Here is a 13,502-nt window from a genome sequence, read left to right on the forward strand (position 1 = left end):
TGAACCGCTTCGACGCAAAACTGAAGCGGACAAATGATGTGCTACCAAACCGGACAACTTGATTAGCTACCGACAGCGCGGCATTCAAGCATAACAGCAAACAGGAGAAGGTTTTTTGACAGCGGCGCCAGGGCTGGGGAAATCCGCGCCGCGGTGGGCGCGCCATCCGTTCATTTGGCCTTGCGAATGCGGCCCTAACTGCTTAAAGGTCCGCGCTCAAGCGGGCGATTAGCTCAGTTGGTAGAGCGCTTCGTTTACACCGAAGATGTCGGCGGTTCGAGCCCGTCATCGCCCACCAGTCCGCCGACAAGCTGACGCAAAACGGCGAAGCCCTCCCACCGTTGCGATCCTCCGACGTTACCCGTTCCAGCTGTTCAGCCCCAGCAGCCTTTCGCCGAGCGGTGTCAGCTTTGCCGTCTCGGCATGCTTCTTCTCCCAGCCGCGCGGATCGCCGGCGAAACCGGCGCGCTGCGGCGCCTCGCGCTCGCGCCAGGACCGGATACGCGCCTCGCGCTCGACGAGATTGCCCTCATCGGCAGGGAACATGGAGATGTACTGCGCCATCCGCACCTTGTCGTCGGACGTGTTCGGCGCCACGCCATGCGCCAGCAGCGAATTGAAGATCATCAGGTCGCCCGGGAAAAGTTCGAGCTTCTCGATCCTGTCCTCGATCCCCCTTATATCAGGGTGATGCGGGTCGCGGTCGGCGGGTTGGGTTTTTACCCACTCGTCGAAATGCTCGAACAGATACGGCACGCATTGGAAGCCGCCAATGTCGCCGCCGTCCTGATGGACGAGCGACAGGACGCCCTGCACCGAGATCGGCTTGGGCTCGAGCGAGGTGTCGGCGTCCCAGTGGATGAAGCCGGGAGATGCGCGCCTGCCCTTGTTGGGGGTGTTGAGGTTGGCGCGATCGATGGCGACCCACAGATCCTCAATGTCCCATATGTCGACGAAGGCGTCGTAGACGCGACGCGCCATGCGGTTGTCCCACAGGAATTGGTGGTTGTAGATCTCGACCATGCCGGCGTTGTTGATTTCCTTCAGGGCATAGTCGCGCCGCTGGGTCACATCCCACGTCGTCGGATCGCTTGGGTCCTTTTCCTCGAATTGCCAAAGCAATGCCTTGAGGCGCTCGACATTTGCCTGCGGCACCGCATTGCGCACGATCACGAAGCCTCGCCTCTGCCAGTGCGCGAAATCCGCGTCTGAAAGCACGCGCAGCGGAAGCGTTTTCTCGATCTTGGACAGTTGGGCCGTCGCACGGCTGGATGTCGGGTGATCGTCCTTGGTGATGTCTTTCGCATGGGCCATCGTTTTCCTCCTCTGCCTTGCCTGTCGAAGACGAGGCTAACTGAACGATGGCCGCGCATGTTGTCCCTGACAGGCCTGGAGTGATACTATTCTGGCGTTCGTCATGTCTCTCACGCCGTTCGAGGCGAATTCCTTGGGGGTAGGCCATGAAGCCCTATCTGGAGAAGGTCACCGTCGCCGATGACGCCTCATGGTCGATGGTAAGGGTCCTGCGCGACCCGACCATTCCGTTCGAATGGCACCATCATCCGGAATATGAACTGACGCTCACCCTGAACTCGCGCGGGCGCCGCTTCGTCGGCGACCACGTCGGTGGCTATGACGACGGCGATCTCGTGTTGCTCGGCCCGAGCCTGCCGCACACCTGGTCTTCTTCGAGCAAGATCGACGGCGGCAGGCCGCACCTGGTCATGGTCATCTGGTTCCGCCCCGAATGGGCACGTGGATTGACCGGGCTCCTGACGGAGCTTCGGCCGGTAGCCGGCCTGCTGGAAAGATCGGCGCGCGGGCTGAAATTCTCGCAAGGCGCCACCGGGCGCGTCAGGGCGCGGATCGAAGCGATCTTCGACAAGCCACCCGCGGAGCGGCTGCTCGACCTCATCTCGGTCCTGCTGACGCTCGCCGGGGATGACGAGGCCGAGCCGCTGACGGCGCCGTCCCGCTCGCCCTCGTCCACCATCCCTGCAAGCGGATCGCGGATAGACCGCGTGCTGGACTATCTGCACGCGCACTATACGGACGATCTCAGGATCGATCGTCTCGCCCGGCTAGCCGCGCTCAGCCCTTCAGGCTTTCACCGCATGTTCACTCGGCACACGCACTTGACCTTGATTGAGTACGTGACGCGGCTGCGCATCGGCGAGGCCTGCGCCCTCCTCGCGGAAGAAGACAAGCCGATCGCCCACATCGCCGAGCTGGTCGGCTATCGATCGCTGGCCAATTTCGGGCGTCAATTCAAGGCGTTGAAGGGGCTCACGCCGCGCGAATATCGCGGCAGGTTCGCCAGGTGAGGTCTTTCTCGGAACCATTCCAATCTTGTCCCGTTCAGCCCACGGGCGAAAAGACGGGAGAGATCAGATGGCGGTGAGATGCCGTATTTCCATCGACGATGCCAGGGATGTGGACGAGTTGGCATTCCAGGAATTGCCGCGGATAGGCGAAAGCGTGTCGATGCCGGTCGAAGGATCGAACCAGGACCTTCGCGTCCTGCGGGTGGTGCACATGCCCGGCAGCGAGCAAGGCGCAACGACGATGCTGGAGTTGACCAGCAGGATTCTTTAGAGCGCCAGCGCTCGGCCCTGCCGCCCCGGCACGACGCGGGAAATCATTCACCCAGCACAACGCCGGAGGCAAGGATCTGAGCTGTCCGCCGGATGAGCGTGCCGTGTTTGAGCAGCCTCGGCTTTTGATAGGATTTCTTCATTCCGCTGTTCCGAACCGATTTCATTCGTGTCGGTCAAAGCAGCAAACGCGCTGGCTCCCGTTGCGTTCCGGACCTTGAAAGCTGGAGGAGTGGAGCTTGCGAGCGAGGCAGTCTCTACGCGAGCGGTCTCAATCGCCGCAGGATTCGACCTAGACCGCGCTTCGGAACGTTCTTGTGAACATAACTTTGCCGGCGGTGCGTCAGGCGCTTCAATTCGTGGTTGCGCATATAGGCATCCACGCGCTTTTCAAAGGATTCGCCGGCATAGTCGGGATAGCGTGCAGAAGCCGGATTTTCCTCGTTGTAGATCGGCGCGCGGAAGATGGACATCTTTACCAGGAAACATTGGTCTGAGAATCCATATCCAACGAGGAAGTCGCCTTGCTGGCCGAAGCTTTCGGATCTTGCCAGGTCGAACCGATCGTTCCAACACAGATTTGCGACGACGAGATCGCCACTGCCCTCCATCAGCCCCACAGCGTCGTCGATCCAGCGGAACCGGCGCTTCGGATAAGAATCGCCCTTATAATAGAGCAGGTAGCTGGCATCACTGACGTGAAGCGCAACCAATTCGCTGATGGAATAGAGATAGCCGCGGCCAAGGGAAGTTTTGCTGACCTGGAAAAACTCCAAGGCGGCCGCGGCATGATCATCCACGAACAGATATTCGTCGATATCGCCGCGGGCCACCGCCGCCGCCGCGGCCGCTTCCACCCGAGCGCGCTCCCTGACATTGTTGATGACCAGCCGGCGCCGGTTGAAATCATGGCAGCAACGGTCGAGGACGACCCGCAAATAACCCCTCGCAAGCATGATCTGCCAATCATTCTCATAGCAATTGGTTGTGAAATCCACAGTCGGAGCGCTGCGGTTGCGAGACGCTCGCATCTTTTCCATGGATGTTGCCGGCGACGGTGAAGCAACCTCACCTGGCAAGGAGGGTTTCCACTTCCTGCAATGCCGGCATCGACGGCGCGGTGCCCGGGCGGGTCACCGAAATGCCGGCGACTGCGCAGGCAAAGCGGATGGCCTCCAATGGCTCGACGCCTTTTGCCAAGGCTGCGGCCAGGCCGCCATTGAACGCGTCGCCCGCTCCCGTGGTCTCGACCACCGGGCCGGCATTGACCGCGCCGACATGTTCGGAAAGGGTCTTGGTGTGGAGCAAGGCGCCCTTCTCGCCGAGCGTCACGATGACCGAGCCGACACCCTTGGCCAATAGGGCATCGGCGGCGCGGCGGGCGTCGTCGACCGACGAAACCTTGATGCCGGTCAGCCCTTCGGCTTCGGTTTCGTTGGGCGTGACATAGTCGCAAAGCGTGTAGATGCGGTCCGGCAGGCTGGCGGCCGGCGCGGGATTGAGGATGGTCGTCACCCCTGCCCCGCGCGCGATCTCAAGCGCCTTCAATGCCGCGTCGATCGGCTGTTCGAGCTGGGTGACGAAGACGCCGGCGGACCGGATCAAACCGGCATGCGCCTCGATGTCGGCCGGGGAAATCAGCATTGCCGCACCCGGGCTGACGATGATCGCGTTGTTGCCGGTGCCTTCCTCGACGAAGATATAGGCCGCGCCCGTATAGCTGTCGGGCGTGTCGATGACGGCGCTTTTCACGCCTGCGTTCTTCCACGTCTGTTTGGCCATATCGGCGAAGGCATCGACGCCGAGGCGCGTCAGGAAGGTGATGTCCGCGCCGAGCTTGCCGGCGGCTACGGCCTGGTTCGATCCCTTGCCGCCCGGGCCGAGCTTGAAGGAATTGCCCAGGATCGTCTCGCCCAGCCGCGGCTGGCGATCGGCGCGATAGGCGGTGTCGGCGACGAATACACCCAGGATGACGACGGGCTTGCCTGCGGCCATGTCCTTACTCCGCATTCGGTGGCACGACGCCCTTGCGGAAGGCAAAGCAGCCATAGAAGCGGCGCTCGCCGGTCTGGATCACGCAATAGGCTTTCTTGGAGCGCTCGTAGAAGGCGTAGCGCTCGATCGAGATCATCGGCCAGGGCTTGCCCTCGGCCGCGTCGATCTCGTTTTGAACCTCCTTCTGCACCGGCGGGATTTCGTTCGGCTTGCCGACGATCTCCATGCGCGCGGCGGCATCGTTGACGAAAGTATCCAGCGGCAAGACCGACAGCACCGCCTTCACCACTTCGGCCGCCGTTGCATCGATGCGCAGCAGCTTGCCGAGCACGGTTTGCCGCGCCACGGAATCGGACGGGAAATTGGTGTCGGCGATGATCAGGTCGTCGCCATGACCCATCGCCCGCAGCGCCTGGAGCACATCGGCATTGAGCAGCGGATTGATCCCTTTGAGCATGGTTTCCTCTTGAAGGGTTGATGCGGTCTGGAGCAATTCCAGGAAAAGTGTGAGCGGTTTTCCGTCCGGAATTGCGTAAAGTTCTAAAGACGCTTGCCGGTCCCGGCGTCGAACAGGTGGACCTGGTCGAGACGCGGCTTGAGCTTGAGCGTGTCGCCCGGCTTGAAGTCGTGGCGCTCGCGAAACAGCGCCACCATCTCGCCCTCGCCGAAGCGCACGAAGGCCAGCGTCTCGGAGCCTGTCGGCTCGACCACCGAGACGGTGGATGCGACGCCGTCCGGGTGGATCTCCAGATGTTCCGGCCGCACGCCATAGACGACGGCCTGGCCGTCCTCGGCAACCGCGCTCGACGGCATCGGGAACGCCGTGCCGGCGATCTCGACGACCGGCTTCGCAGCTTTCTTCACGGTACCCCCATTCTTTACAGTACCCTTGAGCAGGTTCATCGAGGGCGAGCCGATGAAACCGGCGACGAAAAGGTTCGCCGGTCGGTCGAACAATTCGAGCGGCGCGCCGACCTGCTCGATGCGGCCGTCGCGCATCACCACGATCTTGTCGGCCATGGTCATGGCCTCGATCTGGTCGTGGGTGACGTAGATGGTGGTCGTCTTCAGCCGCTGGTGCAGTTCCTTGATCTCGGTGCGCATCTGCACGCGCAGCTTGGCGTCGAGGTTGGAAAGCGGCTCGTCGAACAGGAACACCTGCGGATTGCGCACGATCGCGCGGCCCATGGCGACGCGCTGGCGCTGGCCGCCGGAAAGCTGGCGCGGGTAGCGCTTGAGATAGGGCGCGAGGTCGAGGATGTCGGCGGCGCGCTTGACCCGTTCGGCGACGACGGCCGGATCTGTACCGCGCAGCTTCAGCGCGAAGGCCATGTTCTGCTCCACCGTCTTGTGCGGATAGAGCGCGTAGTTCTGGAACACCATGGCGATGTCGCGCTTGGCCGGCGGCAGGTTGTTGACGACGCGGTCGCCGATCGAGATCGTGCCGCCGGAAACGGTCTCCAGCCCGGCCACCATCCTCAAGAGCGTGGACTTGCCGCATCCCGACGGGCCGACCAGCACGACGAACTGTCCGTCGGCAATATCGACGCTGACCTCATGCAGGACCTTGACGGTTCCGAACGCCTTGGCCACACTGCTGATCGCGACTTGAGCCATCGTCTCCCCTTTATCGTTTGCGGTGAAGCTAGCCATTGCCAACGGCAACGGCAAGTCGGTATCTTATAGATAAAAAGCCAATCTTGTTGACAAGGTAATCGATTACGCGAATAGTGGCGAGTGCCAATCCGAGAGCAGGCCTGTTACCCTGAGATCGGAGCTCCGGCGACGCAGGGTGGGGTCCCACGTCCCCGTATGATCGAGGAGAACCGAGAGACGTTTCGACGTCCGAGAGATTGGCACTTCAATTCAATCGCTGTTGTTCTGGGAGGAACCTGTAGATGAGAGTCGACCTGTATGAAAAACTGATGCGCGCCGGCGCCAGCCGCCGCGATCTGCTGAAAGGCGCGGCCAGCATGGCCGCGATCGCCGCCGCATCAGGCGCCGGGCTCGGCGCGTTGACAAGGCCCGCCGCCGCCGACGATGATTTGCGCAAGAAAATCCTGCAGATCCCGGGCGTCGGCAAGGGCCAGCCGACCGATGCGGACTTCCAGAAGGTCGGCGAGCTCTGCCTCGAAGCGACCAAAGCCAATGTCAAGGAAGGCGAGTTCGCCGGTGTCGAGCTCACCTTCATGGGCCTCAACAACCAAAACCTGCACAACGTGCTGTTCCGTGGCTTCCTGAAGCCATGGGAGGCCTATACGGGCGCCAAGATCAGCTGGATCGACCTCGCCCAGGCCGACTACAACGCCCGCCTGCAGCAGTCGATCGCCACCGGCACCGTCGACTTCGACATCATCGAGATGGGCGCGCCCTTCGAAGGCGATGTCTGCGGCAAGGGCCTCACCTCCGAGATGCCCGACTGGGTCAAGAAGCAGATCGACTTCGACGATCTCGTCAACTACCTGAAGCCGCCGGTCGGCACCTGGGACGGCAAGCAGTATCGCGTCACCATCGACGGCGACACGCACAACTTCAACTACCGCACCGACGTGTTCTCCGATGCCGACCTCGCCAAGCAGTGGAAGGATAGCGGCGCAACGACGGAATGGGGCGTGCCGAAGACCTGGCAGGAAGTGCAGGCCGTCACCAAGTTCCTCAAGGGCAAGAAATTCAAGGGCCAGGACGTCTATGGCTATCTCGACGCGCCCAAGCCCTGGGGCGGTTTCGGCTTCTACTTCCTCGGCAGCCGCGCCACCGCCTATGCCAAGCATCCGGACGACAAGGCCTGGCTGTTCGATGCCGACACGATGAAGCCGCGCGTCAACAATCCGGCCTGGGTGCGCGCCATCCAGGACGTGATCGACGCCCTGCCCTCCGAGCCCGCAGACCAGATCAATGCCGATCCGAACACGACCGCCTTCCAGCAGTTCCTGGCCGGCACCGGCTCGATGATCCCCTGGTGGGGCGACGTCGGTTCGAACGTGAAGACCAACGACTCTTCGGTCATCGGCGACGTCACCGGCTTCTCGATCCTGCCGGGCTCCGACGACGTCTACAATTCCAAGACCGGCAAGTGGGACAAGCTCGCCAGCGGGCCCAACTATGCGCCGAACTGCGCCTATCTCGGCTGGGGCGTCTATGTCATGGCGCGCGTCGACAAGGACGAGAAGAAGAAGAAGGCCGCATGGTCCGCCGCCGCCCATCTCGGCGGCAAGGACCTGTCGATCTGGACGGCGATGTATCCGTCGGGCTTCCAACCCTACCGCAACTCCCATTTCAACATTCCGGAATGGGTGGCGGCAGGCTATGACGAGGCCTTCATCACCTCCTATCTCAAGTCGGAAGGCGACAGCTACAACCATCCGAACGCGGCGATCGAGCCGCGCATCCCCGGCATCTTCCAGTACTACTCCGCCGCCGAGGACATCCTTGCCAACACCTTCGCCGGCAAGATGAAGGCACAGGAAGGCGCCGACGCCATCGCCGCGGCCTGGGAAAAGCTGACCGACCAGATCGGCCGCGAAAACCAGATCAAGCTCTACAAAGCCTCGCTCGGCATGTAGGCTGGCTTATGAGACGTCGCGGCCCGGTGGCACATCGTCACCGGGCCGCATCTTTACCGGTCCGGCCGGTTTGAAGCGCAAAGAGGCAAGGCGTGGCTGAGCAGACTTCGACCGCGAATGCGTGGCCGGCAGATCCGGCCGACCTGATCCCGGCGGGCCGCAAGCGCCTCGGCTGGGGCCTGCTGGCTCTCGCGACGCTTGGCCTGCTGGCGATCATCGTCGTGCAGGTTCTCTACAAGACCGAGATGTCCACGGTCGGTTTCGACACCTGGCGACCGGTGATCTACGCTTACATCGTGTGGGGCGCAGCGCTCGGCGCCTGGCAGGTCTTGACGCGTGGAGAGGACGGCCAGCGCGCGCTGTTCCTTTTGCCGGCGCTGCTCTTCACCATCGCCATGGTGATCTTCCCGACCCTGTTCGGCTTCTATATCGCGCTGACCGACTGGAACCTCAGCTCGTTTGCCGGACGCAGGTTCAACGGCCTCGACAATTTCTGGCAGATGCTGGCTGATCCCTATTACCGCAACGCGCTGTTCAACATGGTGCTCTATGTGCTTGCGGTGCTGGTCGAATATGTCATCGCCTTCGGCCTGGCGCTGCTGCTCAACGCCCAGATCCGGGCCCGCAAATTCTTCCGTGTCGTCTTCCTTTTGCCGCTGATGCTGTCGCCGGTCGCCGTGTCCTGGATGGTCGGCAAATCGCTTATGGAGTACCGGTTCGGACCGGCGGCGACGCTGGCGCGCCATCTCGGCTGGGACAATCCCGCCTTCTTCTCCGACCCGATCACAGCCCGCATCTCGATCATGATGCTCGACGCCTGGACCTTCATCCCGTTCATGATGATCATGCTGCTTGCCGGCCTGCAGGCGATGTCGCGCGAGGTGCTGGAAGCCGCCCGCGTCGACGGCGCGACCGCATGGCAGACATTCTGGCAGGTCACCTTTCCGCTGATGCTGCCGGTGTCGGTGACGGCCGTGATCCTGCGCATCATCTTCAAGCTGAAGCTTGCCGACATCATCATCACCTTGACCTCCGGCGGACCCGGCGGCGCCACCGATTCCGTGTCGAGCTTCATCTACCGCGAATACCGTGACCGCTCGAATGTCGGCTACGGCACCATGCTGGCCATGGCCTATCTGATCATCATCGTCGTGTTCGTGACCTGGCTCCTGAAATTCGCCAGTCGTTTCGTGCGCAACGTCAACTGAGCGGCCGTCATGAGCGTCCAGACCACCGACTACACCGTTTCCGAAATCCGCTCACCGGCGGCCTTCATCGCCAGCCGCGTCTTCATCTACGGCGCGCTTGTCTTCTGGGCATTCGTGTGCCTGTTCCCGATCTACTGGACGATCACCACCTCGTTCAAATCGGCGGTCGACGTCACGCAAGGCCATCTCGTTCCCTTCGTCGACTTCCAGCCGGACTGGAAGGGCTGGCGCTCGCTCGGCCTGTCGCCGGATTCGATCTTCCAGACATCGACCGTGCGCGACGAATTCCTCAAGCGCTTCATGAATTCGGTCATCACCTCCGTCGGCGCATCGGGCCTCGCCATCATCATCGGCAGCCTCGCGGCCTATGGCCTTGTTCGCTACCGCTACAAGTTCGCCTGGTTCAAGAACGAGGACATCTCTTTCTTCTTCCTGTCGCAGCTGATCCTGCCGCCGGTCGTGCTGGCGCTGCCTTTCCTGGTGCTCTACCGCGAAGTCGCCCTCCTCGACACGCGCATCGGGCTCGTGCTCCTCTACACGCTGATGGTGCTGCCGATCGTCATCTGGATCATGCGCGACCAGTTCAACTCCATTCCCGTCGAATTGGAGGAGGCAGCTTTGGTCGACGGGCTGTCGATCTGGGGCGCCTTCTTCCGCATCGTCATGCCGATCGCGCTGCCGGGCATGGTCGCCGCTTTCATCCTGGCGATGGTGCTGTGCTGGAACGAGTATTTCTTCGCCGCGCTTCTGACGTCGACCGATGCCAAGACAATCCCCGTCATGGTGGCGAGCCAGACCGGCTCGCAAGGCATCAACTGGTGGTCGATGGCGGCCCTTGCCACGGCAGCGATCGCGCCGCTGGCCATCATCGGCATCGCGCTCGAGCGCTACCTGATCATGGGCATGACCGCCGGCTCGGTGAAATAGGCGGGAGCCTCTCCTTCTCCCCTTGTGGGAGAAGGTGGATCGGCGCGCAGCGCCGAGACGGATGAGGGGTGTTCCAGCGGAGCGAGACGTCGGCGTTCCCTGGAACACCCCTCATCCGCTTCTCCCACAAGGCTCCCACAAGGGGAGAAGGAAGAGCCACGCTATCGCACCAAGATCGACCTTAAATGGTCGAGGATCATGGCGACGCCGATGTTGCCGAGACCGGCCGAAGCTTCCGAAGCGCCCCTGGTGTACCAGCCGGTATTGTCCGCGAAATGCTTCTCGTCCACCGCCTCGGGGCATAGCGCCAGCATCAGCGAGGTTTCGCCGATGCCGGCATGGTCGAACGGATATTTGCCGTTCATCGTCGCCGGCATCAGCGGATGCACCTGCACCCAATTGAAGACATTCTCGCCCTGCGCATGGCCGGCATAGTAATCGGCCATGCTGTTGGAACCCCACCAGCCCTCGCCACGCTCCTTCTCCAGGAAGCGGAAGATCGCCTGCCGACCGGCGGTCTTGAAGGCGAGGTCTGTCGGCATGCCGGCCGCGAAATTCTCGGTCTGGTGGTGGATGATGGCGTGGATGTTGCGAAAGCCGATGCGCAGCAGGCCATAGAACAATTCCTCCGCGAAAGGCGAAAGCACCTTACCGCCGACCTGCACCGAGCCGCTGCCTTCCGGCGCCGCGACCGCATAGCTTGCCGCGCCGTAGTAGAAAGGTGGGAGGATGACGATGTCCCTCTCCTTCTCGATCAGTTCCACCGTCTTGATGACGGCCAGCGTGTCCATGCCGACCGCCATGTGCTCGCCGTGGTATTCGAGCACGCCGAGTGGCAGCACGACCGGCCAGTTCTCCTCGATCGCCTTGCGGATCTGGTGCGGCAGCATCAGCTCGTAGCGCATCCCCTACTCCATATTGGTGTGCCTGGCGCGCATCGCTTCCGGCGTGGCATTGGTCAGGCGTTTAAGCTTCAGCACCATGATTTCGAACAGAAGGAACAGCGCGCCTTCGAACAGCGAGCCCATCGGCAGCACCGAGGTCCTTGCCGCGCCCTGGTCGCTGGCCATCGTCTGCGCCGGGATGAGCAGGATGAAATCGGCGAGCTTTGCGGCGCTGCCTGCCGGTTCGGCCGTCAAAAGCAGCACTTTCGCGCCGGCCTCGCGGGCAACCCGCATCAGGGTCAGAACCGTGCTGGTCTCGCCGGGCCCTGAGCTCGCCAGGAAGACATCGCCCTCTCCGAGCGGCGGCGTGGTCATGTCGCCGACGACCGACACCGGCAGGCCGAGATGGTAGAGCCGCATGGCAAAGCCCTTCACCTGCAGCGCCTCGCGGCCGCAGCCATGGACGGCGATCCTGCCGGCGCCGGCAAGCATTGCGCAGGCGGTGTCGATCCGGGCTTCATCCGTGCGCGCCAGCACCGCGCCAAGCTCGTCCAGCGCGGTCGCGAACAGGACTGATCCGACTTTGGTCATGACGGCCCGCCCTCCTGCCGAGGTATCGCTTGGCTCTACGGATTTGGCGGCTGACCGCCTGCGAAAGGCTTGTTTTTGTTCATGCTATCACCGCGAAAATCGCTGTCCAACGAGCCTCGGCACTTTTGCTGGGCCACGAGCGTGATAGTGTCATGTCAGACAAATCACTCCGGGACATCGTCAGACATGAAGACACGGCATTTCGACCGCATCGGCAATGGCGGCATCACCTTCACCGAGCTGGGTTTCGGCACCGCGCCGCTCGGTAATCTCTACCGCGCCGTCTCCGACGAGGACGCCAATGCCACCTTGCAAGCGGCATGGGCGACCGGCTGCCGCTACTATGATACGGCCCCGCTCTACGGCCTCGGCCTGTCGGAGACCCGCCTGAACCCGTTCCTGCGCGGCAAAAAGCGCGACGACTATGTGTTGTCGAGCAAGGTCGGCCGCATCATGCGCGTCGCCCCGCCGGACCAGCGCACCGGCATCGGCAAGTTCTTCGAGACGCCGTCGCGCCGCGAGGTCTACGACTACAGCTATGACGGCGTCATGCGCTCCTTCGAGGCCTCGCTGGAGCGTCTTGGTGTCGATCGCATCGACATCCTCTTCGTCCACGACGTCGACATCTTCACCCATGGCAGCAGGGAAGCCTCGGATGCCCGCATCGAGGAGTTCATGTCGTCCGGCTATTACGGCCTGCTGGCGCTGCGCGATCAGGGCGTCATCAAGGCCTTCGGCGGCGGCATAAACGAGTGGCAGGTCGCCCAGACACTTGCCGAGCGCGGCGACTTCGACCTGTTCCTGCTGGCCGGCCGCTACACGCTGCTCGAGCAGGAGGCGCTGCAATCCTTCCTGCCGCTTTGCCAGAAGCGCGGCATCGGTATCGTGCTGGGCGGCCCCTATAATTCCGGCGTGCTTGCAACCGGACCGAAGCCCGGCGCCTTCTACAATTACAGCGAGGCGCCGAAAGAGATCCTGGATCGCGTGGCGCGTATCGAAGCCGTCTGCAAGCGCCACAATGTACGCCTGATCGAGGCGGCTCTGCAGTTCCCGCTGCAGCATCCTTCGGTGATGTCGGTGATCCCCGGCGGCCAGCGGCCCGCCGAAGTCGAAAGCAACCGCACGCTGCTCGACACCAAGATACCGGCGGCACTGTGGGCGGATTTGAAACAGGAAGGCCTGATGCGCGCCGACGCGCCGACGGCCTGAGCCGCCCATCGGCTGCAAAAAAGAAAAGCCGGGCAAGCCCGGCTTTTCTGCTCTTAAAGAAAAAGGTCTTAGTTGACCGCGTCCTTGAGGCCCTTGCCGGCCGAGAACTTCGGCACGGTGCGCGCCGGAATCTTCACTTCCGCGCCGGTCTGCGGATTGCGGCCGGTCGAAGCAGCGCGTTTTGACACGGTGAAATTTCCGAAGCCGACAAGCCGGACATCGCCGCCCTTCTTCAGTTCGCCAGTGATCACGGAGAACACCGCATCGACGGCGGACTGCGCATCAGCCTTCGAAATGCTTGCGGAGTCGGCGACGGCGGACACCAGTTCGTTCTTGTTCATAAAAATTCCCTTCCATGAGAAAACCGGAACTTACGACTCATCCGGCAGGAAACGGACTTTAGAAAGAAGCGTTCCGGAACCCAAGCCAAAAACCGCGGAATTCCGGGCTTTTTTGCATTTTTTCGTGGCTTTTTCACATGACAAAGCCGGGCTCGAAGCCCGGCTCTCCCTTTGTGCGTTGCAACGTTAG

Annotated in this window: 14 protein-coding genes and 1 tRNA gene; 7 read left to right on the forward strand and 8 right to left on the reverse strand. The window is 62.3% G+C overall.

Going from position 1 to position 13,502, the window contains the following annotated elements:
- Nucleotides 1–222: 222 nt before the first annotated feature.
- Nucleotides 223–298 (forward strand) — tRNA-Val (locus LB572_RS31945).
- A 59-nt stretch (nucleotides 299–357) separates the two neighbouring features.
- Here the strand turns inward: LB572_RS31945 and LB572_RS31950 are convergent.
- Entirely contained in the window at nucleotides 358–1,314 is a 957-nt protein-coding gene (locus LB572_RS31950) for a phytanoyl-CoA dioxygenase family protein (RefSeq protein ID WP_224670599.1), read from the reverse strand.
- Nucleotides 1,315–1,460: 146 nt separating this feature from the next.
- On the opposite strand from LB572_RS31950, the gene LB572_RS31955 reads away from it, so the two are divergent.
- Together LB572_RS31955 and LB572_RS31960 are read left to right on the forward strand one after the other, a co-directional pair.
- The gene (locus tag LB572_RS31955) at nucleotides 1,461–2,324 is read left to right on the forward strand and encodes a helix-turn-helix domain-containing protein (RefSeq protein ID WP_140803810.1); all 864 of its coding nucleotides are present in this window, start codon (nucleotides 1,461–1,463) and stop codon (nucleotides 2,322–2,324) included.
- A 67-nt stretch (nucleotides 2,325–2,391) separates the two neighbouring features.
- A complete protein-coding gene (locus tag LB572_RS31960) occupies nucleotides 2,392–2,595 on the forward strand; it encodes a hypothetical protein (RefSeq protein WP_140803808.1) in 204 nt (67 codons plus the stop codon).
- A 256-nt stretch (nucleotides 2,596–2,851) separates the two neighbouring features.
- Here the strand turns inward: LB572_RS31960 and LB572_RS31965 are convergent, their stop codons facing one another.
- From LB572_RS31965 to LB572_RS31980, 4 genes are all read right to left on the reverse strand, one after another.
- Nucleotides 2,852–3,634, reverse strand: coding sequence for a hypothetical protein (locus LB572_RS31965; protein ID WP_224670600.1), 783 nt, complete (start codon nucleotides 3,632–3,634; stop codon nucleotides 2,852–2,854).
- Nucleotides 3,635–3,662: 28 nt separating this feature from the next.
- Entirely contained in the window at nucleotides 3,663–4,589 is a 927-nt protein-coding gene (gene rbsK / locus LB572_RS31970; RefSeq protein ID WP_224670601.1) for a ribokinase, read from the reverse strand.
- A gap of 4 nt (nucleotides 4,590–4,593) precedes the next feature.
- A complete protein-coding gene (locus LB572_RS31975; protein WP_140803802.1) occupies nucleotides 4,594–5,046 on the reverse strand; it encodes an RbsD/FucU family protein in 453 nt (150 codons plus the stop codon).
- 83 nt (nucleotides 5,047–5,129) lie between these two features.
- Nucleotides 5,130–6,206 (reverse strand): ABC transporter ATP-binding protein, encoded by a 1,077-nt coding sequence (locus tag LB572_RS31980; RefSeq protein WP_140803800.1) that lies wholly within the window; start codon nucleotides 6,204–6,206, stop codon nucleotides 5,130–5,132.
- A 281-nt stretch (nucleotides 6,207–6,487) separates the two neighbouring features.
- Here LB572_RS31980 and LB572_RS31985 point away from each other — a divergent pair, with 281 nt between their 5' ends.
- From LB572_RS31985 to LB572_RS31995, 3 genes are all read left to right on the forward strand, one after another.
- Nucleotides 6,488–8,152 carry an ABC transporter substrate-binding protein gene (locus tag LB572_RS31985; protein ID WP_140803798.1) on the forward strand — a complete coding sequence of 555 codons (1,665 nt, stop codon included), beginning with the start codon at nucleotides 6,488–6,490 and terminating at the stop codon, nucleotides 8,150–8,152.
- Nucleotides 8,153–8,244: 92 nt separating this feature from the next.
- Nucleotides 8,245–9,360, forward strand: a complete 1,116-nt coding sequence (locus tag LB572_RS31990) for a carbohydrate ABC transporter permease (protein WP_140803796.1) — start codon at nucleotides 8,245–8,247, stop codon at nucleotides 9,358–9,360.
- A 9-nt stretch (nucleotides 9,361–9,369) separates the two neighbouring features.
- A complete protein-coding gene (locus tag LB572_RS31995) occupies nucleotides 9,370–10,287 on the forward strand; it encodes a carbohydrate ABC transporter permease (protein ID WP_140803794.1) in 918 nt (305 codons plus the stop codon).
- Between the two features lie 161 nt (nucleotides 10,288–10,448).
- Here the strand turns inward: LB572_RS31995 and LB572_RS32000 are convergent, their stop codons facing one another.
- Together LB572_RS32000 and hxlB are read right to left on the reverse strand one after the other, a co-directional pair.
- Nucleotides 10,449–11,192, reverse strand: coding sequence for a creatininase family protein (locus LB572_RS32000; RefSeq protein ID WP_224670602.1), 744 nt, complete (start codon nucleotides 11,190–11,192; stop codon nucleotides 10,449–10,451).
- 3 nt (nucleotides 11,193–11,195) lie between these two features.
- Nucleotides 11,196–11,762 carry a 6-phospho-3-hexuloisomerase gene (gene hxlB / locus LB572_RS32005; protein WP_224670603.1) on the reverse strand — a complete coding sequence of 189 codons (567 nt, stop codon included), beginning with the start codon at nucleotides 11,760–11,762 and terminating at the stop codon, nucleotides 11,196–11,198.
- Between the two features lie 186 nt (nucleotides 11,763–11,948).
- Between hxlB and LB572_RS32010 the strand changes: the two genes are divergently transcribed.
- The gene (locus tag LB572_RS32010) at nucleotides 11,949–12,971 is read left to right on the forward strand and encodes an aldo/keto reductase (protein WP_224670604.1); all 1,023 of its coding nucleotides are present in this window, start codon (nucleotides 11,949–11,951) and stop codon (nucleotides 12,969–12,971) included.
- Between the two features lie 68 nt (nucleotides 12,972–13,039).
- Here the strand turns inward: LB572_RS32010 and hupB are convergent, their stop codons facing one another.
- Nucleotides 13,040–13,312 (reverse strand): DNA-binding protein HupB, encoded by a 273-nt coding sequence (hupB, locus tag LB572_RS32015; protein WP_027166452.1) that lies wholly within the window; start codon nucleotides 13,310–13,312, stop codon nucleotides 13,040–13,042.
- Nucleotides 13,313–13,502: the final 190 nt, after the last annotated feature.

Origin of the sequence: Mesorhizobium sp. BH1-1-5, assembly GCF_020165615.1 — a bacterium.
Taxonomy (GTDB): domain Bacteria; phylum Pseudomonadota; class Alphaproteobacteria; order Rhizobiales; family Rhizobiaceae; genus Mesorhizobium.